General features: G+C 38.7%; 24 protein-coding genes and 1 other annotated feature. Of the genes, 2 read left to right on the forward strand and 22 right to left on the reverse strand.

The window, feature by feature from the left end:
- Window positions 1-11: 11 nt before the first annotated feature.
- Window positions 12-233, reverse strand: a binding site (T-box leader).
- A gap of 301 nt (window positions 234-534) precedes the next feature.
- Window positions 535-1551: an N-acetylmuramoyl-L-alanine amidase family protein gene (locus tag BM098_RS00470; RefSeq protein WP_234987364.1), complete on the forward strand. Its 1017-nt coding sequence runs from the start codon at window positions 535-537 to the stop codon at window positions 1549-1551.
- 63 nt (window positions 1552-1614) lie between these two features.
- On the opposite strand, the gene phoU is transcribed toward BM098_RS00470, so the two are convergent.
- The 22 genes from phoU to nadE all read right to left on the reverse strand — a co-directional run bounded on the left by phoU (window position 1615) and on the right by nadE (window position 25313).
- A complete protein-coding gene (gene phoU, locus BM098_RS00475) occupies window positions 1615-2274 on the reverse strand; it encodes a phosphate signaling complex protein PhoU (protein ID WP_089829277.1) in 660 nt (219 codons plus the stop codon).
- A 19-nt stretch (window positions 2275-2293) separates the two neighbouring features.
- Window positions 2294-3100, reverse strand: a complete 807-nt coding sequence (gene pstB / locus BM098_RS00480; protein WP_089829279.1) for a phosphate ABC transporter ATP-binding protein PstB — start codon at window positions 3098-3100, stop codon at window positions 2294-2296.
- A gap of 14 nt (window positions 3101-3114) precedes the next feature.
- Window positions 3115-4002 carry a phosphate ABC transporter permease PstA gene (gene pstA / locus BM098_RS00485; protein ID WP_089829281.1) on the reverse strand — a complete coding sequence of 296 codons (888 nt, stop codon included), beginning with the start codon at window positions 4000-4002 and terminating at the stop codon, window positions 3115-3117.
- Window positions 4002-4907 carry a phosphate ABC transporter permease subunit PstC gene (gene pstC / locus BM098_RS00490; RefSeq protein ID WP_234987369.1) on the reverse strand — a complete coding sequence of 302 codons (906 nt, stop codon included), beginning with the start codon at window positions 4905-4907 and terminating at the stop codon, window positions 4002-4004. The genes pstA and pstC overlap by 1 nt, the downstream gene beginning before the upstream one ends.
- 121 nt (window positions 4908-5028) lie before the next feature.
- Window positions 5029-6003, reverse strand: coding sequence for a PstS family phosphate ABC transporter substrate-binding protein (locus BM098_RS00495; RefSeq protein ID WP_089829282.1), 975 nt, complete (start codon window positions 6001-6003; stop codon window positions 5029-5031).
- Window positions 6004-6359: 356 nt separating this feature from the next.
- Window positions 6360-6809 carry a D-aminoacyl-tRNA deacylase gene (dtd, locus tag BM098_RS00500; RefSeq protein WP_089829284.1) on the reverse strand — a complete coding sequence of 150 codons (450 nt, stop codon included), beginning with the start codon at window positions 6807-6809 and terminating at the stop codon, window positions 6360-6362.
- Between the two features lie 12 nt (window positions 6810-6821).
- On the reverse strand, window positions 6822-9017 hold the full coding sequence (locus tag BM098_RS00505; protein WP_089829286.1) for a RelA/SpoT family protein: 2196 nt from the start codon (window positions 9015-9017) through the stop codon (window positions 6822-6824).
- Between the two features lie 188 nt (window positions 9018-9205).
- On the reverse strand, window positions 9206-9721 hold the full coding sequence (locus BM098_RS00510; protein WP_089829287.1) for an adenine phosphoribosyltransferase: 516 nt from the start codon (window positions 9719-9721) through the stop codon (window positions 9206-9208).
- The gene (gene recJ, locus BM098_RS00515) at window positions 9711-12014 is read right to left on the reverse strand and encodes a single-stranded-DNA-specific exonuclease RecJ (RefSeq protein WP_089829289.1); all 2304 of its coding nucleotides are present in this window, start codon (window positions 12012-12014) and stop codon (window positions 9711-9713) included. The genes BM098_RS00510 and recJ overlap by 11 nt, the downstream gene beginning before the upstream one ends.
- Before the next feature lie 60 nt (window positions 12015-12074).
- Window positions 12075-12398: a LapA family protein gene (locus BM098_RS00520; RefSeq protein ID WP_089829291.1), complete on the reverse strand. Its 324-nt coding sequence runs from the start codon at window positions 12396-12398 to the stop codon at window positions 12075-12077.
- 74 nt (window positions 12399-12472) lie between these two features.
- The gene (gene secDF, locus BM098_RS00525; protein WP_089829292.1) at window positions 12473-14758 is read right to left on the reverse strand and encodes a protein translocase subunit SecDF; all 2286 of its coding nucleotides are present in this window, start codon (window positions 14756-14758) and stop codon (window positions 12473-12475) included.
- A gap of 72 nt (window positions 14759-14830) precedes the next feature.
- Window positions 14831-15112 carry a post-transcriptional regulator gene (locus BM098_RS00530; RefSeq protein WP_089829293.1) on the reverse strand — a complete coding sequence of 94 codons (282 nt, stop codon included), beginning with the start codon at window positions 15110-15112 and terminating at the stop codon, window positions 14831-14833.
- A 564-nt stretch (window positions 15113-15676) separates the two neighbouring features.
- Window positions 15677-16885 (reverse strand): anti sigma factor C-terminal domain-containing protein, encoded by a 1209-nt coding sequence (locus BM098_RS00535; RefSeq protein WP_159430072.1) that lies wholly within the window; start codon window positions 16883-16885, stop codon window positions 15677-15679.
- Window positions 16886-16900: 15 nt separating this feature from the next.
- Window positions 16901-17260, reverse strand: coding sequence for a sigma-70 family RNA polymerase sigma factor (locus BM098_RS00540; protein WP_089829297.1), 360 nt, complete (start codon window positions 17258-17260; stop codon window positions 16901-16903).
- 339 nt (window positions 17261-17599) lie between these two features.
- Complete coding sequence (locus BM098_RS00545; RefSeq protein ID WP_089829299.1) at window positions 17600-19138, reverse strand: hypothetical protein; 1539 nt, start codon at window positions 19136-19138, stop codon at window positions 17600-17602.
- A gap of 228 nt (window positions 19139-19366) precedes the next feature.
- The gene (gene yajC, locus BM098_RS00550) at window positions 19367-19648 is read right to left on the reverse strand and encodes a preprotein translocase subunit YajC (protein ID WP_307725223.1); all 282 of its coding nucleotides are present in this window, start codon (window positions 19646-19648) and stop codon (window positions 19367-19369) included.
- A gap of 22 nt (window positions 19649-19670) precedes the next feature.
- Window positions 19671-20810 carry a tRNA guanosine(34) transglycosylase Tgt gene (tgt, locus tag BM098_RS00555; RefSeq protein ID WP_089829300.1) on the reverse strand — a complete coding sequence of 380 codons (1140 nt, stop codon included), beginning with the start codon at window positions 20808-20810 and terminating at the stop codon, window positions 19671-19673.
- 18 nt (window positions 20811-20828) lie between these two features.
- Entirely contained in the window at window positions 20829-21857 is a 1029-nt protein-coding gene (gene queA / locus BM098_RS00560; RefSeq protein WP_089829302.1) for a tRNA preQ1(34) S-adenosylmethionine ribosyltransferase-isomerase QueA, read from the reverse strand.
- Between the two features lie 56 nt (window positions 21858-21913).
- A complete protein-coding gene (gene ruvB / locus BM098_RS00565; RefSeq protein ID WP_089829304.1) occupies window positions 21914-22918 on the reverse strand; it encodes a Holliday junction branch migration DNA helicase RuvB in 1005 nt (334 codons plus the stop codon).
- 13 nt (window positions 22919-22931) lie between these two features.
- The gene (gene ruvA, locus BM098_RS00570; protein WP_089829305.1) at window positions 22932-23528 is read right to left on the reverse strand and encodes a Holliday junction branch migration protein RuvA; all 597 of its coding nucleotides are present in this window, start codon (window positions 23526-23528) and stop codon (window positions 22932-22934) included.
- Between the two features lie 236 nt (window positions 23529-23764).
- The gene (locus BM098_RS00575) at window positions 23765-24490 is read right to left on the reverse strand and encodes a YebC/PmpR family DNA-binding transcriptional regulator (protein ID WP_089829307.1); all 726 of its coding nucleotides are present in this window, start codon (window positions 24488-24490) and stop codon (window positions 23765-23767) included.
- A 73-nt stretch (window positions 24491-24563) separates the two neighbouring features.
- A complete protein-coding gene (gene nadE / locus BM098_RS00580; RefSeq protein ID WP_089829308.1) occupies window positions 24564-25313 on the reverse strand; it encodes an NAD(+) synthase in 750 nt (249 codons plus the stop codon).
- Window positions 25314-25567: 254 nt separating this feature from the next.
- Between nadE and BM098_RS00585 the strand changes: the two genes are divergently transcribed.
- Window positions 25568-26110, forward strand: a complete 543-nt coding sequence (locus tag BM098_RS00585) for a transcription repressor NadR (RefSeq protein ID WP_089829310.1) — start codon at window positions 25568-25570, stop codon at window positions 26108-26110.
- The last annotated feature ends 47 nt before the right edge of the window (window positions 26111-26157 follow it).

Consider the following 26157-nt stretch of genomic DNA (forward strand, 5'->3'; position numbering starts at 1 on the left):
CGCCTCCCTATAAAAGGGACGAGCGATTACCCGTGTTGCCACCCTAGTTGAATACAAAATAAACGTATTCCACTTATCACAATAACGCCTGCTCGCGACTATATTTACTGTTAGTTCAATATAGTACCTTAGAGATGTCCTTCATTAAAACGCTAAATAGGAATTGTTTCAGCCGAGGCAATTCCCTCTCTTGATCCGCTTATCTTAACTACTGTTCTCATCATAGGTGATTTTCGATCAAATTGTTTGAATTGTTTATAATATTACTGATAAAAAACAGGAATGTCAAGTAAGTTTTATATCTTTTGTAATTTTTACATACGCTTGACGTTTTATCACGTAAAATTAAGTGATTGTTGATCGAAATCTTTTGACTCACCTAACGTTTACACGTAAGATAGGGATTGATACAAGCACTGAAGGGAGTGAACGGTTGCTTTGTGGCAACTTATTATACTTATGAGAAGATACTTAAAACATCTACTATACACATTATTTGTCATTGGACTGAGCGTCATACTATTCAATCCATTAATGACTTTTGCTGAAATGGCCGTCATTGATGCTGATGATTTACTCGTCAGAAGTGGTCCTGGTACATCGTTTGAATCGATTGGGCACGTCAATACAGGTGAGGAATTTAATGTTGAAGCGACGGAATCACCTTGGTTACAGATTACCTACAACAATACAACTGGATGGGTACACGAAGATTATGTGACACTGTCAGCTGAACTGCTGCTTGATGAATCAGATGAGGAAATAGAAAGTGACATACCACCAAATTATAGCTTTCCTCATGAGACACGGATATCCTTACCTATTGTCCATGTGAGACAAGATGCATCACTTACAAGTGAGATTATTATTAAATTAAATAAAAATGATCACGTCACGATTATGAATGAACAAGGTGACTGGTACCAAGTAAAGATTGACAATACAACAGGCTATATAAAAAAACAGGTCCTTGACTTAACTTTAACAAAACCAGTGGGTCAATCACCTTTACTCAACAAAACAATTGTCATAGATCCTGGACACGGAGGAATTGATGTCGGGGCAATCAGTTTACATGATGAATATGAAAGTCAATTCGCGATGCAAACAGGACGTGTACTTGAACGTTACTTAGTGAGACAAGGTGCTAACGTCACTTTTACGCGAGAGGATGATTATTACTACAGTTTAACATCACGGGCGACACTTAGTAACTACCTACAAGCTGATATGTTTTTAAGCTTACATTACAACAGTGAACCCGCTTATCCATCCGCTAATGGTATTAATACCTATTACCGTGAGGCTGGCTTTAAAGTACTTGCTGAGACTGTTCATGCCTCACTTCTAACCGAAACATCAGCCAACGACCGCGGCGTAGCATCAGGTAATTATAGTGTGCTTAGAAACAATCGTCGCCCCAGCTTATTGTTAGAACTTGGTTTCTTATCTAATCAGACAGAAGAGCAACAGATTAAACAAACAAGCTATCATGAAAAATTAGCTGAAGCTATCACTAATGGCCTCATCGACTACTTTGAAATGAGATAATGACATCTAACTAAAAGACCCAATCCCTTACCATAAACGCGTAAGAAGAATTGGGTCTTTTAGTTATTTGTTTAAGTCGTAAATTTCACCTTTCACAAGGTACATAATGTTTTCAGCGACGTTCGTTAAGTGATCGCCAAAACGTTCAATATACCGGGTACTAAAGGCAACTTGCATGATCAGTTGAATTTCATCTTTTTCTGTCGCTTTATTTGACAGCATATCTTTTAATACTTGTCCAAATAACGCATCAATTGCGTCATCCTTTTCAGATAATTGTTTCGCTTTTATAATATCTTCTTCCTCATACGCTTCAATCGCAAGATCAATCATGTTATTTGCGATTGTCGTCATTTGATTTAGACGCGAATCGATGGTTAATTGATGCGCGTTGCCTAAGTGAATCGTCGAACGAGCAATATTTTTCGCATTATCAGCCATCCGCTCAATGTCAGTCGCTAAACGAATCGCCACAATCAGCCGGCGCAAATCAGTTGCGACAGGCTGTTGTTTAGCAATCATTAAAATCGCCATATTATTAATTTCTAAATCCAATTCATCTAATGATTTGTCATCTTCAATCACTTGTTTTGCTTCTATTACATCAGCTTCATACAAAGCTTTAACAGAGCGATTTAATTGTTCTCTACTTGCTTCTAATAACGCGATGACGCGTCGTTTAACTTGCAGTAACTCATCTTCAAATTGTTGTCTACGTACCATAAGTATAGCCTCCTCTTAATTAGCCGAAACGTCCTGTAATATAGTCTTCTGTTCGTTCATCTTTTGGATGTTGGAAAATATCATCTGTATAATCGTATTCAATTAACTCACCATTTAACATAAAGGCGGTACGGTCAGAAATACGCGCCGCTTGTTGCATATTATGCGTCACGATAACAATTGAGAAATCTTTTTTTAATTCTTGAATTAATTCTTCTACTTTCAAGGTTGATTTAGGGTCAAGCGCAGAAGTTGGCTCATCCATTAAGATCACGTCAGGTTCAATCGCTAAGGCACGAGCAATACAAAGACGTTGTTGTTGTCCACCAGACATGCCATAAGCGTTTTCTTTCAAGCGATCTTTGACTTCATTCCAAATCGCTGCTCCGCGTAAACTTGTTTCAACAATTTCGTCTAGAATTTTGCGATCTTTGATGCCGTGAATACGGGGACCGTAAGCAATGTTATCATAAATTGATTTTGGGAATGGGTTTGGCTTTTGGAAGACCATTCCTACTTTGGTACGTAGATCTTCTACCATAAAGTCAGGGGCAAGAATATTTTCACCACGATATTCAATTGTTCCTGATGTGTGTACACTTGGTACAAGTTCAACCATACGGTTTAGTGTTTTTAAAAATGTTGATTTACCACAACCGGATGGACCGATAATAGCGGTCACTTCTTGTTCATAAATTGGAAAGTTCACATTTTTTAAAGCATGGGTGTTACCATACCAAAGATTTAAATCTTTTGTCTCATAGACTTTTGTCGTTTGTTGCTTCTCTTCTTGTCGTGTATTTTTAATATCGGTCACAAATTTCATAATAAAGTCTCCTTTTAATAGCGGCGTTGGAATTTATTTCGGATCACAATCGCCGTTCCATTTAAAATAAAGAGCATCGCAAGTAAGACGATGATCGTTGCTGAAGCTAAGAATTGATATTCTGCCACTAATGATGCATCCAGTGTCCAGTAATAAATTTGCATTGGCAACACGGTAAATCGGTCAAATAACCCACCTGGGAATGGCAAAAGTAACGCTGGAATTCCCAGTACAACAAGCGGTGCCGTCTCACCAATTGCCCGAGACAAGGCTAGAATAGCTCCTGTTAAGATACCAGGTAAAGCTGCCGGTAAAATAATATTTTTAATCGTTTGCCATTTTGTCGCGCCTAAACCGATGGATGCTTCACTTAAATAACTAGGAACGGCTCTTAAAGCTTCTTGACTTGAAACAATCACAATCGGTAATACAAGTAATGACATTGTTAAACCACCAGCTAATACAACACTACCTAATTTCAGAAGACTTGCAAAAATTGTCATCCCAAGAATACCATATACGATTGATGGTACCCCGGAAAGATTCGAAATATTTGTTTGAATGATATTTTGAAGTTTCCCTTCTTTGGCATATAACTCGTTATAGATCGCTGTTCCAACACCTAGCACAATCGTCACCGGGATAACAACAGCCATAAGCCATAGTGTTCCTAAAATCGCGCCCATAATACCTGCACGTTCAGGCATTGTTGATAATTTTCCTGTTAAGAAATCTAAATTAATATATGGCATACCTTCTGTTAGTATTTGATAAAATAACACTGCTAATACAAAAACACCAAACATTGTCGCGAGTAAAAATACGCCACTTAACCCTTTATTTAAAGCTACGCGACGTTTCATACGATTGCGCACTTTTTCTGATTGTATATGTGTCGTCATTAATATTCCTCCCTAAACCGGCGTGCAATATAACGCGCTAAAATATTCATCAGCAAAGTAAACATAAAGAGTGTCATAGCGACAGCGTATAAACTGTAATAAATCGTTGAGCCTGGACTCGCATCCCCACCAGCAACTTCTACAACATAAGCCGTCATCGTTTGCATCGACTGGGTGATATCAAACGTGAAGTTCTTCGAACTTCCACTAGCAATTGCCACAATCATTGTCTCACCAACGGCACGTGAAATCCCTAATACAAACGCTGCGACAATACCAGAAAAAGCGGCGGGAATAATGACCTTAAATGTCACTTCTAATTTCGTTGAGCCAAGAGCTAAAGCCCCTTCTCGCATCGCATTTGGTACACTGCTCATCGCATCTTCTGATAAAGATGCAATCATTGGAATAATCATCACGCCCATGACAAGACCTGGCGCTAAAATATTTGTCGCACTCATCTCAGGGATAAATTGACGTAAAAATGGTGTTACAAACGTAAAAGCAAAAAAACCGTAGACAATTGTTGGAATACCTGCAAGTAACTCTAATACAGGCTTAAGTACACGACGTGCTTTATCTGAAGCGTACTCACTTAAATAAATCGCCGTCATCATCCCAATCGGACCAGCAACAAACATCGCAATAGCCGATGAAATAATCGTCCCATTAATCAGTGGTAAAATACCGAATTTGGGATCCTGACTTAGTGGTCGTAATACTGTGCCTGTAAAAAATTCGACAAGTGACACACGGTTAAAAAACTCAAATGTTTCCGTAATTAACACAAACACAATGCCAATCGTTGTTAAAATTGAAATAAGCGCAATCACGAGTAGTACAGTTGGCACAGCTTTTTCGCTTACGGCACGGAAAGATTGTCTTTGTCGATTCTGTTCAATCATACTTTTTACACGCACAGTAGATGTGCTTTCTTTATTATTTTCTATCACGTTAAACCCACCTTTTTCAAGCCAATAAGTTGAGCCCTTAGGCTCAACTTTACTGACTATCATGATCTATAAATTATAATCCTTTTAATTCATCCACCATCGCTTGTACTTCTTCGTCTGGAAGTGGAGCAAAGCCAGTTTCACCTGCGAATGTGTTAATATGCTCCATCAAGTAAACTGCATAGTCTTTTACTTGTGGTTTTTCTTTTGCCATACCAACATTTAAATAGGTGAATACCGGACGAGTAAATGGTGCGTAAGCCCCGTCTTCAGCAATTGTGTCTAGTGAAGGTTCAACTGGTCCATCACCAAAGTTGACATTGACTGCACCTAATTGATCTTGGTTATTTACATAGTAACCAAATCCGAAGAATCCAATACCGTTAACATCTTCACTTACTAATGTTACAAGTGTTGAGTAATCTTGTTGTAAGTTAACATCTGCCTTTAAATCTTGTTCTTCTAAAATTGTTTCATAGAAGAATTCATAAGTTCCGTGGTTTTCATTCGGACCGTAAGTGTTAATTTTTTCATCTGGGAAATCAGGGTTAATATCTGACCAATTTACAATATCACTATCTGCTTTAAAAATATCAATAACATCTTGTTCTGTTAATTCTGTCGCCCAATCATTATCTGGGTGGAGTACGAAAGTAAGACCATCAAGCGCCACTTTTAATTCTTTCACTTCGATGCCTAAGTCATCCGCCATTTGTTGTTCTTCTTCTTTAATGTGACGAGAAGCATCGTTAAAGTCTGTACCGTCTTCTACTAAGAATTTTTTAAAACCAGCACTTGTACCAGAGCGAGCAACTTCAACTGACACGTTTTCTTCTTCAGTTAACATATACTCTTCAGCGATACGCGCCATCAAAGGATACACAGTACCTGAACCATCAACGGCTACACTACCCGATAACTCTTCTGTTTCTGAACCTGAGTCACCGTTTGATTCTGCACCACTTGATGTATCATCGCCACATGCAGCTAGAACACCTAACAATAAAACGAATGTAAATAGCACCCATACTTTTTTCATTTTTAGCATTTCTTTCGTCCTCCTTATTGGTATCTCTTTTTTTATGACATATCTCTTTGCCACAACTACATCATAACGAACGGTTGTGAAGCTATCGTTAATCGGATGTAAAGAAGTTGTAAAGTTCTAAATCCTATATCATCTTTTTTAGTTAAAGCCCTGGTATATCGACATTATTATTCCTTGATCTTTTCTCACTCTACTAATTCTCACTTGAAAACACCTATTTCTTTGCTTTTTAAGTGAAATAAGTCTCTCACTGTTCTAGCTCTCCAACACTCTCCCATCAAAATTTAGACAACAACATAAAAAAGATGTAAACATCCTCATCACAAGGACACTTACATCTTTTTCTATTGTTTAAATTATTTACGATCATCGGTATCTAAGATTAACGTGACTGGGCCATCATTAGTCAAAGATACATCCATCATTTCACCGAATACACCTGTTTCTACGTGAACACCCGATTCAATTAATCGTTGATTGAACTGATTGTAGAGTACTTCAGCTTGGACGGGTTTTGCGGCTGTCATAAAGTTTGGACGCCGGCCTTTTCTCGTGTCGCCATAGAGAGTAAATTGTGAAATTGATAAGATTGAACCACCGACATCTAATAGACTATCATTCATCTTACCCGACGCATCTTCAAATATACGTAAATGTGGTATTTTCTTCACTAAATATTCAATATCTTCGGCAGCATCTTCGTGGGTGATGCCAATGAGGAGAACAATGCCAAAGGCAATTTGTCCTGTCACTTGATCATCAACGACCACTTGAGCTTCTTTACTTCTTTGTAATACTACTCTCAAATGAAAACTCCTTTACTGTACAATTCTTTCAACGGTATAGACATCTTTGATTTGTTTCAATTTATCAACGACCTTACGTAAGTGTTGCACATTATGAATCAAAATCGTTAAATGAATCACGACCATCTTATTACGATCAGATTTACCACTAACGGCAATAATATTTGTCCCCATTTCATTAATATTGTGTAAGACGTCGTTTAACAAACCACGTCGGTCATAGCCTGAAATTTCAATATCAACATGATATTGCTTCGTCACACTGTCATGATTTTCCCATTCAACATCTAAAGATTTATCCTTCATTTCTTGACTATTTACATTCGGACAATCTTTTCTATGGACAGATACGCCACGACCTTTCGTGACAATCCCAACAATCTCATCTCCCGGAACAGGGTTACAACACTTGGCGAGCCTAACAAGCAGGTTATCAACCCCTTCTACTTTTACGCCGGATGATTTTGCTTTTGTCGGTTTTGTCTTTTGTTTTTGTTGAACTTTTTCAATACTTTCTTGTAGTTCTTGTTTATCCTCTTTTTTGCGGAACTTATCCGTCAAACGTGTCGCAATCTGGGTGGCATTAATACCTTGATAACCAACAGCTGCATACATATCATCGATGCTAATAAAATTAAACCGATCAGCCACTTTCTGTAAGTTATCATGAGACAACACAACTTTCGGATCAAACCCAGTTGAACGTACTTCTCGATCAACAAGTTCTCGGCCTTTTACAACATTTTCTTCTCGCTGTTGTTTCTTAAAGAATTGCTTGATTTTATTTTTTGCTTGTGACGTGGTTGTCATCTTCAGCCAATCTCGTGATGGACCGTAAGAATGTTTCGAGGTCATCATTTCAACAATATCACCATTTTTCAATCGAAAATCAAGTGGCTCCATTTTACCATTAACTCGGGCCCCAATAGTATGATTACCAACTTCGGTATGAATTTTATAGGCAAAGTCAATCGGCACCGCCCCTTTTGGCAGTTCAATAACATCCCCTTTAGGTGTAAAGACGTAAACTAAGTCAGCGAATAACTCAACTTTTAACGACTCCATAAACTCCTCAGCATCATTTGTATCTGATTGCGATTCAAGAATTTCTCTAAACCAGGCAAGTTTTTCTTCAGAGTTCGGTTTCTTGGTAAGTGTCTTACCTTCTTTGTACGCCCAGTGCGCGGCAATCCCGTACTCAGCTATTTCATGCATTTCTTTTGTTCGAATTTGCACTTCTAATGGTGAACCCATTGGACCTATGACCGTCGTGTGCAGTGACTGATAAAGGTTAGGTTTTGGCATTGCAATATAATCTTTAAACCGGCCTGGCATTGGCTTCCAACACGTATGAATAATACCAAGTACCGCGTAACAATCTTTAATACTGTCGACAATGATTCTCACCGCTAATAAGTCATAAATTTCATTGAACTGCTTATTTTGAAGCACCATCTTACGATAAATACTATAAAGGTGTTTTGGTCGGCCTGAGAATTCGGCTTTAATATTTACATCATCTAGCTGGCGTTTAACTTCGCCAATCACATCATCTAAATAATGTTCCCGCTCTTCACGCTTTTGTTTCATTAAATTAACAATCCGGTAATACTGTTGCGGATTGAGGTAACGTAAGCTTGCATCTTCTAATTCCCATTTAATTGTAGAAATACCAAGTCGATGCGCTAAGGGCGCAAAAATTTCTAACGTTTCATTTGCAATCCGGCGCTGTTTTTCTGCTGGTACATGTTTTAGCGTGCGCATGTTATGGAGACGATCGGCCAGTTTAATCATGATGACACGAATATCTTTTGACATGGCGATAAACATTTTGCGATGGTTTTCAGCTTGTTGAGCCTCTTTTGATTTATATTTAATTTTACCTAGTTTAGTGACGCCATCGACTAGCATCGCCACTTCTTCACCAAATACCTCTGTCAAATCTTCTAGAGTGATCGATGTATCTTCGACTACATCATGTAAAAAGCCTGCGGCAATCGTTTCCTTATCTAAACCAAGTGACACGATAATACTCGCCACTTGAACTGGGTGGATAATATATGGTTCGCCTGATTGTCTGAATTGACCTTCATGGGCCTGTTCGGCATAATCGTATGCTCGGCGAATAAACGCTATATCAGCTTCATCTAAATATCGCGAGGCTTCTTCAATCACCTCATCAATGGTTAATACTAAATCTCTTGCCATGTTTATCACCTAAATCCTTTAGTCTGTGTCTCGCTCGTTACTTCCTACCATCATAACATGGATTCCCTCTATTTTATAATAAGTTAGACAGAATTATCAATGTATGCTTATTTTAACGTTGCTAATCTATTTTAGTGTCGTATATGTCAAAAAAAGTAGTAAAAAACGCGCCCAACGGCGCGTCATGTTTACTCGTAATGCATTAATGTTAAAACATCGTATCCTTCCAACTTATCACGACCATTTAAATAATCCAGTTCAATTAAGAACGCACAGCCAACGACTTCGCCACCAAGCTCTTCTACTAACTTGATTGTCGCTTCGATTGTTCCACCCGTTGCGAGTAAGTCGTCAGTAATTAGTACGCGTTGACCTGGTTTAATCGCATCTTTATGAATAGTTAAAACATCTTTACCATATTCTAAACCGTAATCGACTTTAATGACATCACGTGGTAATTTACCTTCTTTACGCACAGGCGCAAAACCAATTTCCAGTGCATAAGAAACTGGACAACCGACAATAAAGCCACGCGCTTCTGGTCCAACAACGATATCAACGTCACGTTCTTTCGCATACATCACAATTTCATCTACTGCTTTTTTATAGGCAGGACCGTTATCCATGAGTGGGGTAATATCCTTAAACTGTACCCCTTCTTTCGGCCAATCTTCTACTAATGCGATGTGTTTTTTATAATCCATTTACCTTTTCCTCCTCTAATGAGCCAGTCGACTCTAATCCAGCAAGTATCCATGAGACTAATCCTTGATAACTTGAATAATATAAGATTGATTCCATTTCAATTTTTGACTGTTGGCGTTGATAATGTTTGGCCGTTTCTAGCGGCCGTTTGTCAACAGACGGATTGGGCGTTAGAACCCCATTCGTTATTTTAACAAATTCCAGCTCAGAAAACACCTGAATCATGAATTTAATTTTATTAATTTTCCATCCTTTATGTTTGGCGACACGCGTACTGTCACGTTCAATATAAAATTGACCTTGTTTAATGATGAACGCATACAACCATTTAAAATCATCCCGAGACGGCAACACTTGCAGTGTGGCTTCGTCCCCTTGATAACATAAATAAATATTTTCAGGTAATGTTTGTTTAATCAGCGTAAGAAACTCATCAAGTGATTCAGGTAAGTCGGTGACAATTAAGTTTTTAACAGTCTGACTTTGATTGATCCACTTGGCACTTGGTTCACTTTGCTTTTCTCCAACAGTTATTGGTTGATTGAAATGCACCATAAGCGTATCATCACCCACATGAGGCAGCACGTCTTTATACCAAAACTTACGTCCCCGGAAATCAAACACTTGTTGATTAAGGATGCGTCGGTCTTCTAACATTAATTGCACCGAGCGCATATTGTTCCATTCATTCACTGATAAATAACCAATTACTTCAACCATTTGATCTTGATTCAAATGATAATAATTTTGACCAAAACCGAAACCAATCACATTCACTTGGAATTGGTTTTGTTCCAAACTGAATTTCAAATGGGTTTGATCAGCCCCAATTTTACGTATATCTTTCGGTACGCCTGTGACATAAAAGAGTGGCTTAGGATTTGCCATACCAAACGGCGCTAACCTTTTTAGGGTGCTTATTAAATCAAGTGTTAACTGACTGACATCAACAGCTAAATCAATTTGTTTATGCTCTTTATAATCTTCAGCTTTAAGTGTTTGTTCAGCAATTCTGTTCAGCGCTATTCTCAGTTCGGTTAATTTCGTTAAATCAACCGTCATACCAGCTGCTTGACTGTGCCCACCAAAATGAATAAATAAGTCTCTTACTGACATACCGTGTTCAAATAAGTTAAAGGCCTCAATACTACGAGCAGAACCCTTCGCAATCCCCTGACCTGGTTTAATCGCAAGACAAAGAACCGGCCGATTATAGGTTCGAACCAGGCGACTAGCGACGATACCTAAAACCCCTTCATTCCAGCCTTCTTTAGCTACAACAATGACACGTGCATGTTCTTCTGGATTATTTTCAACGAGCTCAATCGCTTCTGCAGCGATCGTTTTCACAATCTCTTGCCGCTCTTGATTGATGTTGTTAATGTTCTCAGCCAGTTGATTTGCCTCGACTGGATCTGTTGCCATGAGCAACTCAACCGCAGGCAATGCACTTCCAAGCCTTCCAACCGCATTCAGTCTTGGTCCAATACCAAACCCGATATCTTCTTCATCAACATCATCTTTAATGCCTGCGACATGTTTTAAAGCAATGAGACCGGTCCGCGTTGTTTGCTTGAGTTTTTTTAAACCCAGTGTCGTAAGGACACGATTTTCACCAATTAACGGGACTAAATCACTAACCGTTCCTATTGCGACTAAATCTAGAAATTGTTCTGGAAAATAGCCAAGTAAGTATTGACTCAACTTAAACGCAACCCCTACACCCGCAAGTACTTTAAAGGCATAATCATCTGATACTTTCGGATGAATCACGGCATAAGCTTCTGGTAAAACTTCTTGCACTTCATGGTGATCCGTGATAATCACGTCTAACCCAATATCATTTGCAACCTCAACCGAATCAAAAGCAGCGATACCGGTATCAACGGTAATGACAAGACTAAAGCCATCCGCCTTAATTTTGCGCATCGCATCAGGATTTGGGCCGTATCCTTCGGTAAAACGATTCGGAATATAACAATCACACACCGCACCGAGTTCGGTTAACGTCTCCATCATTACAACGGTCGATGTGACACCATCCGCGTCATAATCACCTAAGATCATAATCGGTTCACCCGCTTCAATCGCGTCTAAAATACGTCCCTTTACTTTTTCAATATTTGCTAAACAACTCGGGTCAATTAACTCATCAATTGTTGGAGACAAGAACGCTGCTTGTTGTTTGTCCGTTGTAACCCCGCGTTTTTCTAATAAGTGTGTAATAATCGTTTGTGCTTCATCTACTGGTTCTAGTGAATCAAACGACCATTTCATTTTACTCTCTAACATAAATTCACCCCTGACTTGTCTATTATACTAGACAATATCAGGGGGTTCAATTAAACGTGATTAATTATTTTCTGAATCAATCACTTCGACTTCTGCAGCTGATTCGTTTTCATTTGAGACATTAACAGCTGTTGATGCCCGAAGTTGTTGATTTTCTGATTCCAATTGGCGAATTTTTTTCTTTGCACCCATTAGATGTGCAATCCCAAAGCCACTCGTAATCAAGCCACCTAAGAGTGTTGAGACTAAGATGACAAGAATCAGTGGCGATTCACTCGTAAAGAATAAATAATTGACTTCTACCGGCTCCACATTAATAACCGCAAACGTTGCGACAATAAGTGCAAATAAAAGTGCAGCTATTGTATACGTTTGTCCTTTCATGACGTCACCTCATTTACTATATTTAAAGATACTTTCTTTTACCACATTTGGTAACTTTCTAAACCTGTTGAAGTTTAGACTTGTGGCCCATCATTACGTTTTTTCTCAACAAAGACAATTGGTTTTTCTTTAATGTTACGTCCACGTAACACCAGCCATAGTTGAGCCGCAATGAAGTTTGATGAATACATACCGGCAAATAGCCCAATCACTAAAGCAAATGAGAAGTTAGTAATTGCTGGCGCACCAAAGATCCATAAGAATATCGCTGCAACAATAACCGTCACGACAGTATTAATACTTCTTGCAAGTGTTTGAATTAAACTATCATTAACAATACGCGCTAACTGATCGTATGAGCGGATCGTCTTTTTCTTTCGAATATTTTCTCTGATTCGATCAAAGTTAACAATCGTATCATTAATCGAATACCCGACAATTGTTAACACGGCTGCGACAATTGTTATATTAAACTCAACTTGCGTAATACTAAAGACGGCTAAGATAAAGAACGCATCATGCAGTAAGGCAACAATAGCCGCAATCGCAAAGTTAAACTCAAAGCGAATGGTCACGTAGATGACAATAAAGACAGAAGCAATCGCGACGGCCATCATCGCATTGCGTGCCAGCTGTTGACCAACGACTGGACTCACCGTACTAATGCTTGCTTCTGTTCCATATAATTCATTAAAGTACGTACGGACTTCAGCAACTTGTTCTTGGTTTAATTGATCACTTAAGCGCACAACCGCAATTTCGTTGTTCTCACCAGCAAATGTAACGGTATCTGCTTCATAGCTAAGTGTATCAAACAGATCAATAACTTCATCTTCTGTGATACTTTCAACCGTATTTACTTCTACTCGTGTCCCGCTCGTAAAATCAATGCTAAGGTTAAGGCCTGCAATGAGCATTGAAATAAGGCCAGCTACAATTAATGCGCCACTAACAAGGAAGTACTTTTTACGGTGTTTAACAAAATCAATCCGTTTGTTAAAGAACGTTGGCTCAATTTCTGTTGTATCACTCAGATCTTTAATTTGGTCTTGTTTGACCCCAATCCAATGTGGACGTTTATTTAAAGCCCGACTCTTGATCCATAACCCCATAAGGAAGCGAGAAATAAAGACCGTGGTAATAAAACTTAAGATGATACTAACAATCAGCAAGGTCGCAAAACCTTTAACTGAACTCGTTCCATAGATGAATAGGACAGTCGCCGCAATTAGCGTCGTAATATTTGCATCAAGAATCGTTGATAATGAATTCTTATTTGCAGAATCAAAAGCCGCAATCATCGACTTTCCTTCCCTTAACTCCTCTTTCATCCGTTCAAACGTTATGATATTGGCATCAACTGCCATACCTACACCCAAGATAAGGGCAGCAATACCAGGTAAAGTTAAGACACCATTCATCAGTTCAAACACTAAAACAACTAAATAAATATATAAACTTAAAGTAATAATAGAAATAACGCCGCCGAAACGATAAATAGCAAGCATAAAGAGGAAGATAAAGACAATCCCTAATGCCCCGGCGAAAAGCGTTTCATTTAAGGCATCAACACCAAATTGAGCTGAGACTGACGTCGTATAGACCTCAGTTAAATCAACCGGTAATGACCCGGCATTTAACAAATCAGCCAATTGCTGAGCTTCATCAATAGTAAAGTTACCATTAATCACGACTTGTGGTGAATTAATGACTTTATCTATGGACGGTGCTGAAATATATTTCGGTTCACCGTCTAATTTGTCTTCACCCATATAATACGGTTCTTTTTTAAATTCTTCTTGGTACGAATCCCCTTCAGCATAATCCAACCAAATAACAAGGGTGTTTTGTACATCGCTCTCTAAAATTTCTCTGGTGACATCACCAAACTTGGCCCCATCTTTTAATTCTAACGTAACAATCGGTTGATTCGTGTTCGGATCAAAATCTTGACGAGCTGCACCTTCAACTAAGTCAGCTCCCGACAGCATCAAGTCATCTTCAGCTGTTCTAAAGCTTAATTGGGCTGTAGTTTGTAAGACTTCTCTTGCTTCATCTTCATTTTGAATCCCTGCCAGTTGGACACGGACACGGTTTGGTTCTTCAATCGTGAAGCTAGGTTCACTCACCCCTAGCACATCGACGCGCTGACGTAACGATTCCACCGTCGCATCAAGCATATCATCGGTTATCTCTTGAGTGTCGTCTAACGGTTCCACGTCATATAAAATCTCAACTCCACCCTGTAATTCAAGACCGAGTTTTACATCTTCACTAATTCCAAATACAGTTGTTGAAATAACGGCTATTAATGTGACCAGCACAATAAAAAAGCCGATAATACGGTTTTTCTTAATCATATGTAACGTTCCCTCTCATCTCTGTAGTTTCTTCATGGCGTTTTGTACGGCATGTTTCTTTCATTGATCTCCTTATGACCCGAGCACGCCTTCAATCGCACCAGATAAATCATCGGTTTGATAGGCCATTTGCGTCATATAGCTCATAAAAAGATGCGGTTTTAAATGTAAGATATCTTCAACGACTTGATGTAGCGGTAGTTGTTTGTCTTTTTTCCAGACTTTTTTCACCAAACATTGCCATACGTTAGTCGCATTCGCTTCATCATACCCTAAGTAAATCAACTCATTCACTTTACTATCGATCACATTACCGAGCGACAGTTTCCATTCGGATGCTAATTTAGGTTCCATCAGACTTCCTCCTCTCCCTTAGAATGTCTTCGGTCTATTGTTTATTCGATTATTAGCTCATTGATAGTCTAGGATGAAGATTTGTAACATATCTATTGTAGCGGAAGATTCATTATTTGGAAAGGGAGGAATTTCAGATGTTCAAACTAATAAGTTCTATTAATGGTATCCCAACACTCATTCTGATTGGATTCGTTGTTGTCGTATCAACAAAACAACATGTGAAAACAATGATTTTTACATGTTAAATCAGTCTCTTCAATCAAATTCATACTTAACTTGAACCATCCACTATTAGCTTCTTTCATGAGCCAAAAGACCATAATCATCGTTAAATATGAAATCACCCTTAGTCTCATTACATATCAACTTCAAATTCACTGATGATGCATAGCTATAAGCCAATTAAATGATAGATAGAACCATATAAAAGTAAAAGACCCTATTTATTTTTTTCACAAAAAAGAGCCCATGTTGAGGCTCCTTTAATTTTTACATCTGCTATTCACTTATTTCCACTTCTTCAAAGTGATACGTGTACAATCGGTGAGTGATACGACAATGTCAATAATATATTGAACCTGATGTCGGAGCACTATTCCAATTATAAAAATCAACTTCACCCACAACGGCATAAGTAATAGCTTCATTTTCCTGAAGTTTAAATAATTCTTTGGTTGGACCTGTTACAACAACGCCATAACTTTTAACCCCATGCGTTTCTGCATATCGATACCTCTCGGTCAGGCTTATGTTGTCATCGATAAAAGGCATATAACTTTTTGTCATTTGCTCATTTTCAGCTAGAAATTTTAGCCCCTTTTTAAATGCTTCCTCACGCTTACCATCTCCTCCACTATCCGTTAAGCCGCCTTCGATGTAATCAAATACCGCATAATCATGTATACCAAAAAGGTCATCACCTGCTGTCAAATAGGGTGAGCCATATCCTGTACCATCTTTTTCTGTCCCTGTATTAATCGCATACCAAACAATGTCAAGATCATAATCTGACAGTAAGTCATTGACCTCTTGAATGTCATATTGTTCATCAAAAGACACGACAAGTTCGGCAACTGTCCCTTCTGGAAGCATTTCTAATGTGCCCCACGTTTCATGTAATGTTCTTTCTAAATCTATTTGTTCTTCTAATTGATTTGATGAAAAGTATGGGTGTATAAAGGATAAGTTCAAATCATATTGTCCATCATACCAATCCCGATTAACCGTCAGTTTATTTAAAAGCATGTTTCCTTCTAATTGACCAATTGTCTTACTATTCCCACCTAATTGCTTTTTAATAGACATCTGTATTTCCGCTGTAAAATAAGCCTTTATATTTATTGTACTATCAAAGAGATAGACATTAGGCATTGTCATTTCAGTCGCCGTTTTTACCACTTGCGTGGCTTGGTGGGCTTTTCCGTCTTCTCCACCAAAACCATAATAGAGTCCCGTTAGTAAACCTGATATTAATGTTGTAAAGATAAATAAGAAAAAGATAGTAAAGGCGTTTGTAAATCTATTTTTCCATTTAGCCCGTCGCAATAATTGTTTCTGTTTTTTTATCGGTAACCCATTCACCCTACTTTTATGCTCTATCCGGCTTTTTTCTTTTATAGCCTGACTCTCTTGCTGGCCTATCTCCATTTGAAGTCTGTGTTGGCATTGCTCACAACTGTTTAAATGTTCATCAATCAATTGTTCATCTTCCTCAGAACATGTACCGTCAAAATACGCTTGCCATTTATTTTCAACGTCCTTACACTCCACTTGACTCATCTCCTTTTATGAATAATCGTCTAGCCACTTCTTTTCGATTTCTTTTCGCCCACGATAAATACTCACTTTTACCTTACTTAGTGATAAGTTTAATATGTCAGCTATTTCTTGATAGGATAATTGATAATAATCTCTTAGTAAGAGTGCGTTTCTTTTTGATACCGTCAGCTGATTTACGGCAATATACCAATTATTCAATTGGTCTTTAATTACATATTCATCCTCGGCACTTTTCGCTTGATTTTGATCGAGTAAATGATTTAACACTTCACTATCCTTGACTTGTATTAAGTGTTTGTCTTTTCTTAAAACATCAATGAACGTATGATAGGCTACTTTAAATAACCACGGTTTAATCTTCTCTATGTTATCCGTTTCTAAGTATAGACAGGCTCTATAAAAGGTCTATTGAACAATGTCTTCAGCAAGTGATTTATTTTTACATAAAGAAAATATGTAGGTATACAAATCATTTATATAGAGTAAATAGATGTCTTCTAAATCTAGATGCTTTTCCATCGAAATCTCCTTTCACTCTATCCACGGATTAGTCGAGAAAAAGTTACACCTTTTTTCTAAAAAATAACCATAATTGTAAAGTCTAACATATGTAAGGTGAAAGTGTGATAAAAAAACGACCAACATGGTAACACCACCTGTTGGTCGTTCATAATAATCATGTAAACTATACATTTAATTGTGTTTTTATAAAAAGATAATCGAACCGACGATTCCAATAAAACCGACAATACTTAAAATATACACCGGTAATTTTGGCATCTCTTCATTGTTCTCCATCGCCTTACCAAACATAAAGAACACGAATGGGTGCACTAAGAAGGTCATAGAGAAGGTAAAGGTTATTAATCCTGCTGCTTCAGAGCCAAACATACCTTCTTGAATCGCCGCAAACAGACCGAAGTGTGAAATCGCACTCGCTTTTGCCATTGCCGCAAAGTCAAGACTCATAGAGCTAAAACTCAGCATGATTAATCCCCCAAAAATGGCGATTAACTGCCAACCAAACCCGAATTGTAGTAAGGCGGCCATTTCTTTTTTATCATCGTTGCCTGGTTTTTTTATGTTTTTCAATCCAAGAATAAGTAAGCCAAAACCAATGATAGACGCAATAATAGCAGGAATCATTAAGAGTGATCCCTTCTCAGAGCTCATCGCTAAAATTGAAAAGACAAAGATATGCATCGCAAAGGGAATATTGACAAGCATTGGTGCACGATTTGCAGCACGTTTCCCTAAATCCCCCGCCGTACATGCTCCTGTTAAACCAGTATGTGATAGGGCACCGGCCATACCTGGTGCTAAATTTCTCACTGCTTGTGTTTTACCGAAGTACATTAGCAGGGCCATCCCACCAAACATCCAGAAGACTTGACCAAAGAAGCCATATCCTAACACACTTGCGGCACCTTCCATGTCAAACACTTCAATAATCCGTGAACCACCAACTGTAAAGTTACCAGCAAGAACGACAGGGATTCCGGCAAAGAGTAATGCTTTTATCGTTGGGCCAAAGACATAGTCGTAGCAAACCAACCCTAAGACTGTCGCAATTACCATCGCAAAGAAAATCGATGGCAAGGCAACGAGATCATTAACAAAGACGGATAAATGGTATGCAAAAATAAGAATACCCGTAATCACGATGATTTCTAGTACCCCTTTTCTAATATAAAGAGGTTTCTCTAAAATCTTCGCTTTACTATCAATCAATATGATCGAGCCTACTAATCCTAAGTAAGCCATAATCGGGTAATAGTTTGATAATGGACTTGAGTTAAGATCAAGGATAATTCGACTTAATGCTTCCATCCCAATCAATAAGAAGAATGAGCGGACGATTAAGACCATTTGTGTCCGGGTGGTTCCTAACACCGCTTCCTCTTCATTATGTATGAGTAAATCTTTTGTTGCACCTTCTTTGTTGCCAAAAATCTTTCTGATTTCTTGACCGCCCACAAAGAAAGTCACAATCAAGGCAATACTGGTTGTTTTTGAAATAAGTTCAACGACCGGAAATTGTTTTAATCCCGGTTCTGCCACGCCGCTCGATACGAGCACAAAGCCCATAGCCAAACCAAAAATAACGATAATTAAAATTGGTGAGTACCTCGTACCAGCGACCACGGTCCTGGCAATGAGTACCATAGGAATAATAATAAACAACGATAACAAAAAGTGATTAAGTAGTTGCAAGCTTTCTACTTGTTGTAGCAATTGTTCCATGTTTTTTTCCCCTTTCAAATTTAAGCGTTTACATAATCTGTTTCATTGTATGATTAATACATGAATGAGTAAACAGATTTCCTGCTTTGTTCACAAAATATTCATGTTTATAGCCTCGTTTTCCAGACTCATTGCTATTGTTTATGCGAATTTATAAAAAGACGGCAAAGAAAAATGAGAAGTACGGATGTTTGATTAAACATCCGTACTTCTCATGCGTAAATGCTTTTATGCCTGTTCTTGTTGTGTAGTTGAACGAATCGATGAACGATCAAAACGCAGACGACTGTTTTCGTTGACTTTAATCACAACAGTATCTTCATCAATTGCATCAACCATACCGTGGAGACCACCAATCGTAATGATTTGATCACCTTTAGCTAAATTTTGTTGCATTTGACTGACTTGTTTTTGGCGCTTTTGCTGTGGACGAATTAAGAAAAAGTAAAACACCACAACCATCACCAGGATAGGTGATACGCCGATTAACATACTTATAATATCTTGCATACTATTTCCTCCCTTCTCTTATTTAAAAGTTTTTCGCATTCGGTTTGTTAAAACCGTATTGTTCAAAGAATTCCTCACGGAAGTCACCTAAACGATCTTCTCTAATCGCTTGTCGAACTTGCTCCATCAATTTTACCAGAAAATATAGATTATGATAAGAGGTTAATCTTAATCCGAATGTTTCATCTGTTTTAATTAAATGACGGACATAGGCCCGAGTATAGTTTTTACACGTATAACAATCACAGTTGGGATCAATTGGTGAAAAGTCACGGGCATATTTGGCGTTTCTTACGACAAGACGCCCCTGTGAGGTCATGAGTGTACCGTTACGCGCAATCCGGGTTGGTAAGACACAGTCAAACATATCTACCCCGCGAATCGCCCCATCAATGAGTGAATCAGGTGAGCCAACGCCCATCAGGTAACGAGGCTTTTCATTTGGTAAGAGTGGCGTTGTGAATTCCAACACACGGTTCATAACATCTTTTGGTTCACCAACAGACAGACCGCCAATCGCATAGCCTGGAAAATCAAGCGATGTTAAATCTTTTGCACTTTGACGACGAAGATCCTCATATTCACCACCTTGAACGATTCCAAATAGTCCTTGGTCTTGTGGACGTTTGTGTGCTTCTAAACAACGTTCAGCCCAGCGGCTCGTTCGTTCTACTGAATTTTTCATGTACTTATGTTCTGCTGGATACGGGGGACATTCATCAAAGGCCATCATAATATCTGACCCAAGTGAGTTTTGAATATGCATGGCTTTTTCAGGTGATAAGAACAATTTCTCACCACTGATGTGATTTCTAAAGTGGACCCCTTCTTCCTCAATCTTACGTAAGTCACTTAAACTAAAGACTTGGAACCCACCAGAATCAGTTAAAATTGAACCGTCCCAGTTCATGAACTTATGGAGACCACCAGCTTCTTCGATAATGTCTTCACCTGGTCGTAACCATAAATGATAGGTATTAGATAAAATAATCCCAGCACCAATATCGGTTAGTTCTTCTGGGCTCATTGTTTTCACCGTCGCAAGCGTCCCGACCGGCATGAAGACAGGAGTCTCGAATGAACCGTGCGGTGTATGGACACGGCCAAGTCTTGCACCTGTTTGTTTACAAGTTTTTATTAATTCATAGCGTACTGCTGTCATACATCATCCTACTTTCTATTATTGGATAAACATAGCGTCACCAAAACTAAAGAATCGGTAACGTTCATTGATTGCGGCATGATAAGCTTCCATTATGAAGTCACGATCACTAAAGGCACTCACTAACATGACTAACGTTGATTTAGGTAAATGGAAATTCGTAATCAAGCCATCAATTGCTTTAAACTGATAACCTGGGTAAATAAAGATATTGGTCCAACCAGAAGCTGCTGTGATTGTCCCACCATGGTCTCTAGCGATCGTCTCTAGCGTTCTAGTTGACGTTGTCCCAACAGAAATAATCCGACCACCTGCTTGTTTTACCCGATTGATTTTTTCAGCTTCTGTTTCTGATAAAACATAAAACTCACTGTGCATATCATGGTCTTCTATTGAATCTACACTCACCGGACGAAACGTTCCAAGTCCAACGTGCAAGGTCACAAAACAAATCTCAACACCTTTTTGTTTTGCTTCTTCTAGCAAAGCTTCAGTAAAGTGAAGACCTGCTGTTGGTGCGGCAGCTGAACCTTGTTCTTTAGCATAAACCGTTTGGTAGCGGCTCTGGTCATCCAACGTCTCTTTAATGTAAGGTGGAAGTGGCATCTCACCTAACGTTGTCAAGACTTCTAAAAAGATGCCGTCATAACTAAATTCTACTAAGCGACCACCATGGTCTAATAACTTGGCACATGTGGCTTTTAACTTACCATCACCAAAGCTGACAACCGTGCCTTCTTTCACTTTCTTTGCTGGTTTAGCAAGCACTTCCCACGTATCCCCTTCGTGCTGGGTTAAAAGCAGCATTTCAATGTTGGCCCCGGTGTCTTCTTTTGTACCAAATACACGTGCTGGTAATACTTTTGTATTATTTAATACAAGGGCATCCCCTTTATTTAAGTAAGTTAAAATATCTTTAAAATGATGGTGCTCAATTTTTCGTGTCTGTCGGTTCATTACGAGTAGCCGAGAAGACGATCGGTCTTGTAGCGGTGTTTGCGCAATTAATTCGTCTGGCAAATCAAAATCAAAATCTTCTATATTCATATCGATCACCTCTTAATTATTCTCATTAAAACAGGTCACTTATTATAACCGCTTTATTATTCTGTGCTATTTTTATACGGACGATTAAAGTGTAGATAGGTTTGTTCCGTAGCAATCCGACCGCGCGGCGTCCGTTGAATAAATCCTTTTTGTAGTAAGAACGGTTCGTACACATCTTCAATTGTTTGTGATTCTTCACCGATGGTCGCTGATAAAGTATCCAAACCCACAGGTCCTCCGTTAAATTGATCCAAAATCGACAGTAATAGTTTATGATCAATATGATCGAGCCCTATTTTATCGACTTGTAACATATCTAACGCAACACGAGCCGTTGACAGACTAATCGCTGACTCTCCTTTGACTTGTGAAATATCACGGACACGCTTTAATAAACGATTGGCAATCCTCGGGGTCCCACGCGACCGTTTGGCAAGTTCAATCGCGGCTTGAGTATTTATGCCGACATTAAACACTTCAGCACTGCGAATAATGATTTCTGTCAGCGCTTCTGGATAGTAATAGTCTAATCGACTTAAAACACCAAAACGATCTCTTAGAGGCGCAGTTAAAAGCCCCGCACGTGTCGTTGCCCCGACTAAAGTAAACGGAGGTAAATCAAGTCTGACTGAACGCGCCGTTGACCCAGTGCCAATGACAATATCTAAACAAAAGTCTTCCATTGCTGGATACAGAATTTCTTCTACAGCGCGTGGCAATCGGTGAATTTCATCAATAAAGAGCACATCTCCCGCTTCAAGTGAAGATAAAATAGCAGCTAAATCGCCTGCCTTTTCAATTGCTGGACCTGACGTTGTACGAAACTCAACCTGCATTTCATTGGCAATAATATGCGCTAACGTTGTTTTACCTAAACCCGGAGGGCCATACAATAAGACATGGTCGAGTGGTTCTTCTCGCATTTTTGCTGCCTCAATAAAAATAGCTAAATTTTCTTTCGCTTTTGTCTGACCAATATATTGCTTCAATGTTTGCGGTCTAAGGCTTAATTCCTCTTCTTCACCAACCAACGATTCACCTTGAATAACTCTCTCTTCCACGTAATCGCCTCCTTTACTGTGTCAAATACATCAGACCTTTACGAATAAGCGCATCAGTCGTTTGTTCCTTTGCTTGTTTTAATTGCGGCTCAATGGCTTTAATTTCACGGTCTTTATAACCGAGTGCTTTGAGCGCTTCTTTCGCTTCTACAAGCGCATTCGGATTTGCTTCACCGGTTGGCTTACTGTCTTTGACTGATTGTGTGAGAATAAACGGTAGTTTCCCTTTTAGATCAAGAATCATTTGCCGTGCAGTTTTCTTACCTACACCTGGAAACCCGGTGAGATATTTTTCGTTCTCTTCTTCAATTGCTTGAACAAATAAATCAACGTCACCCTGCCCGACAATAGATAAGGCACCTTTAGGTCCAATTCCTGACACATTTAAAATTTTTTTGAATAATGTCTTTTCATCACGACTTTTAAAGCCATAGAGAATTTGTGCATCCTCTCTGACATGAAAGTGCGTATAAATTTTTACTGACTCACCAATCAATCGTTCAAAATCAAATGGATTAGCACAAATGATATCATATCCAACACCATTTATATCAATAATTGCTGACACTTCCGTCATTTCAACAAGTGTCCCTTTTATATAATCAAACATAACGTCACTCCATCCGTTGTCTTACTCCTAATGCTTAGGTGCATACAATACACCATTATAACATTTTTTTAGTCATTTTTGGTTAGGATCGTTCGACTTTTTATACGAAATCCCATAAAAAACGGTCAAATGATTAAAAAGACAACCATTCTTTGCTTCTTTTTATGTAAATCAATCTCATACTTTTTTTCCATAAGAAAAACCCAGTAAGATTGACTCATCTCACTGGGTATCTTTTATGACGCCGCATTGTGATACACATCTTGAACATCTTCTAAATCTTCTAACGCATCAATTAATTTATCGAATTGTTGTTGGTCTTCATCTGACAAGTCACTATCTGTTGTCGGAATAAATGTTACTTCAGCTTCTTCAAACTCATACCCTTGTGCTTCTAATGCTTGTTTCACTGACTTAAAGTTTTCAGGTTCAGTATAAATCTCAAAAACTTCCTCAGACGTTTCCATTTCTTCCGCTCCCGCTTCAATTAACGTCAACATGAGCGTATCTTCATCTGCGTCTGTTGTCTCGCGGTCAATTAGTAAATAGCCTTTACGGTGAAACATAAAGCTGACACAACCATTTTCGCCAAGGTTACCGCCGTATTTTGAAAAAGCGTGACGGACATCAGACGCGGTTCTATTTTTATTGTCGGTTAAAATTTCAACCATGACAGCCGTACCTGCCGGTCCATAACCTTCATAAAAACCATCTTCATATGTGACCCCGTCTAAATTACCGGTCGCTTTTTTAATCGCACGGTCAATATTGTCATTTGGCATATTGTTAGCCTTCGCCTTATCAACGGCTAAGCGTAAGCCTGGATTCATTTCTGGGTCTGCGCCACCTTCTTTAGCAGCTACATAAATGTCTTTTGCTAATTTCATAAAGATTTTTCCGCGTTTTTGATCTTGTGCATTTTTTCGCTTCTGAATATTTTTCCACTTAGAGTGTCCAGCCATTCATATGACCCCTTTCATATCGTGAATGTTTCTCTTATCCTAACATGAAAAGGGCCCGTTTGAAAAATCTTCTCTATGCCTCTTCGAACGGTGGAGGGAAAGCAATCCCATCTCGTTTATGATGTGACCGCGCATGCATACGATCAATGATGGCTTGATCTTTTTCGGGAATGGCTTCGCCTTTTAGATAGCGATCAATCATATTATAAGTTGTGCCCATCTCATTTTCATCAGTTTGACCTTCCCAAAGACCAGCACTTGGTTTTTTATCGATTACGGTTGTTGGTACACCTAAGAAACGTGCCATCTCTCTTACTTCACCTTTTGTCAAGTGAACAAGCGGCGCAATGTCGACTCCTCCATCGCCGTATTTGGTAAAGTAACCCGTATGCCATTCGGCTTTATTGTCGGTTCCTACTACAAGATATTGATGATTAGTCGCAATGGTATACAGTGTGCTCATACGTAACCGGGCACGTAAATTAGCATCTGCGAGTTGATCATTTTCTGGTTGATGCATATTTTCTTCTGTTAAAACGTTTGTAATGGTACCAAATAGGGTGTTGTGGGTGTCGGTTAAGTCAACGGTAATGGCTGTTAAATCCGCAGATTCAATGACACTGGTCGCGTCATCAAAGTCACCTGGATGACTTTTACACGGTAACATCACACCTAAGCTCGTTTCTGGCATGGCACGTTTAATTAAATGAGCAACGACGGCCGAATCAATGCCACCACTGACACCAACAACTAATCCTTTTACATTTGCTTCTGATACTTTCTGTTGTAACCACGATACTAAATATTCGACTTTTTTCTCCATGAGTACTATCGCTCCTTCTGTTCATCTGTTTCTATTATTCCTTAAAATGATAAAAGTTTCAATCGAAACACGCGATGAGTTTTATCTCTTCATTAACGACTCGCTGTATTACTAGTTTAATCAACGCTTATGCTAAAGAATAATTTACTTTGATCTCATTTAACTAAAAATCACAACGAGAAACCGTTGCATTCTCAGCTATAAACACATACACTAACATTAAGACAACGATAACGAATGAAGGATGAGAAACTATGGCAGAACAAAAAATGGCAGGCACCGACCGACGCGACTATTTGTTGAAGGTACTTAATCAAGCCACAGAACCCCTTACCGGCAATGCACTTGCTAAAAAAACGGGCGTAAGCCGACAAGTCATTGTACAAGATATCTCTTTACTTAAAGCTACCGGTGAACAAATTATGGCGACGAGTCAAGGATATTTATTATTAAAACATACGAAAAATGACCGGACTTTTAAGCGTCTCATTGTGTGTCAACATACACCTGAGGAAACAGCCGAAGAACTCTATCTCATGGTAGACCAAGGGGTGATGGTAAGAAATGTTGTGATTGAACATCCTGTCTATGGTGATTTAGAAGCGATGTTAATGTTAAAAGACCGTCATGATGTTAATGAGTTTCTAACAAAAATAAAAACGACAAACGCGCCTTATTTAGCCGAATTAACTGATGGCGTTCATATTCACACATTAGAAAGCGATCGTGAAGAAAAGATTGAGAGTTGTATTGACGCGCTTGAAGCACGCGGACTCATCTTCCATTCTGAAAGCTAACACTAAAAAGCGTCACTTAAACGAACAGATATACTTAATACCAAAAG

Source organism: Halolactibacillus halophilus, assembly GCF_900115605.1.
GTDB classification, from domain to species: domain Bacteria; phylum Bacillota; class Bacilli; order Bacillales; family Amphibacillaceae; genus Halolactibacillus; species Halolactibacillus halophilus.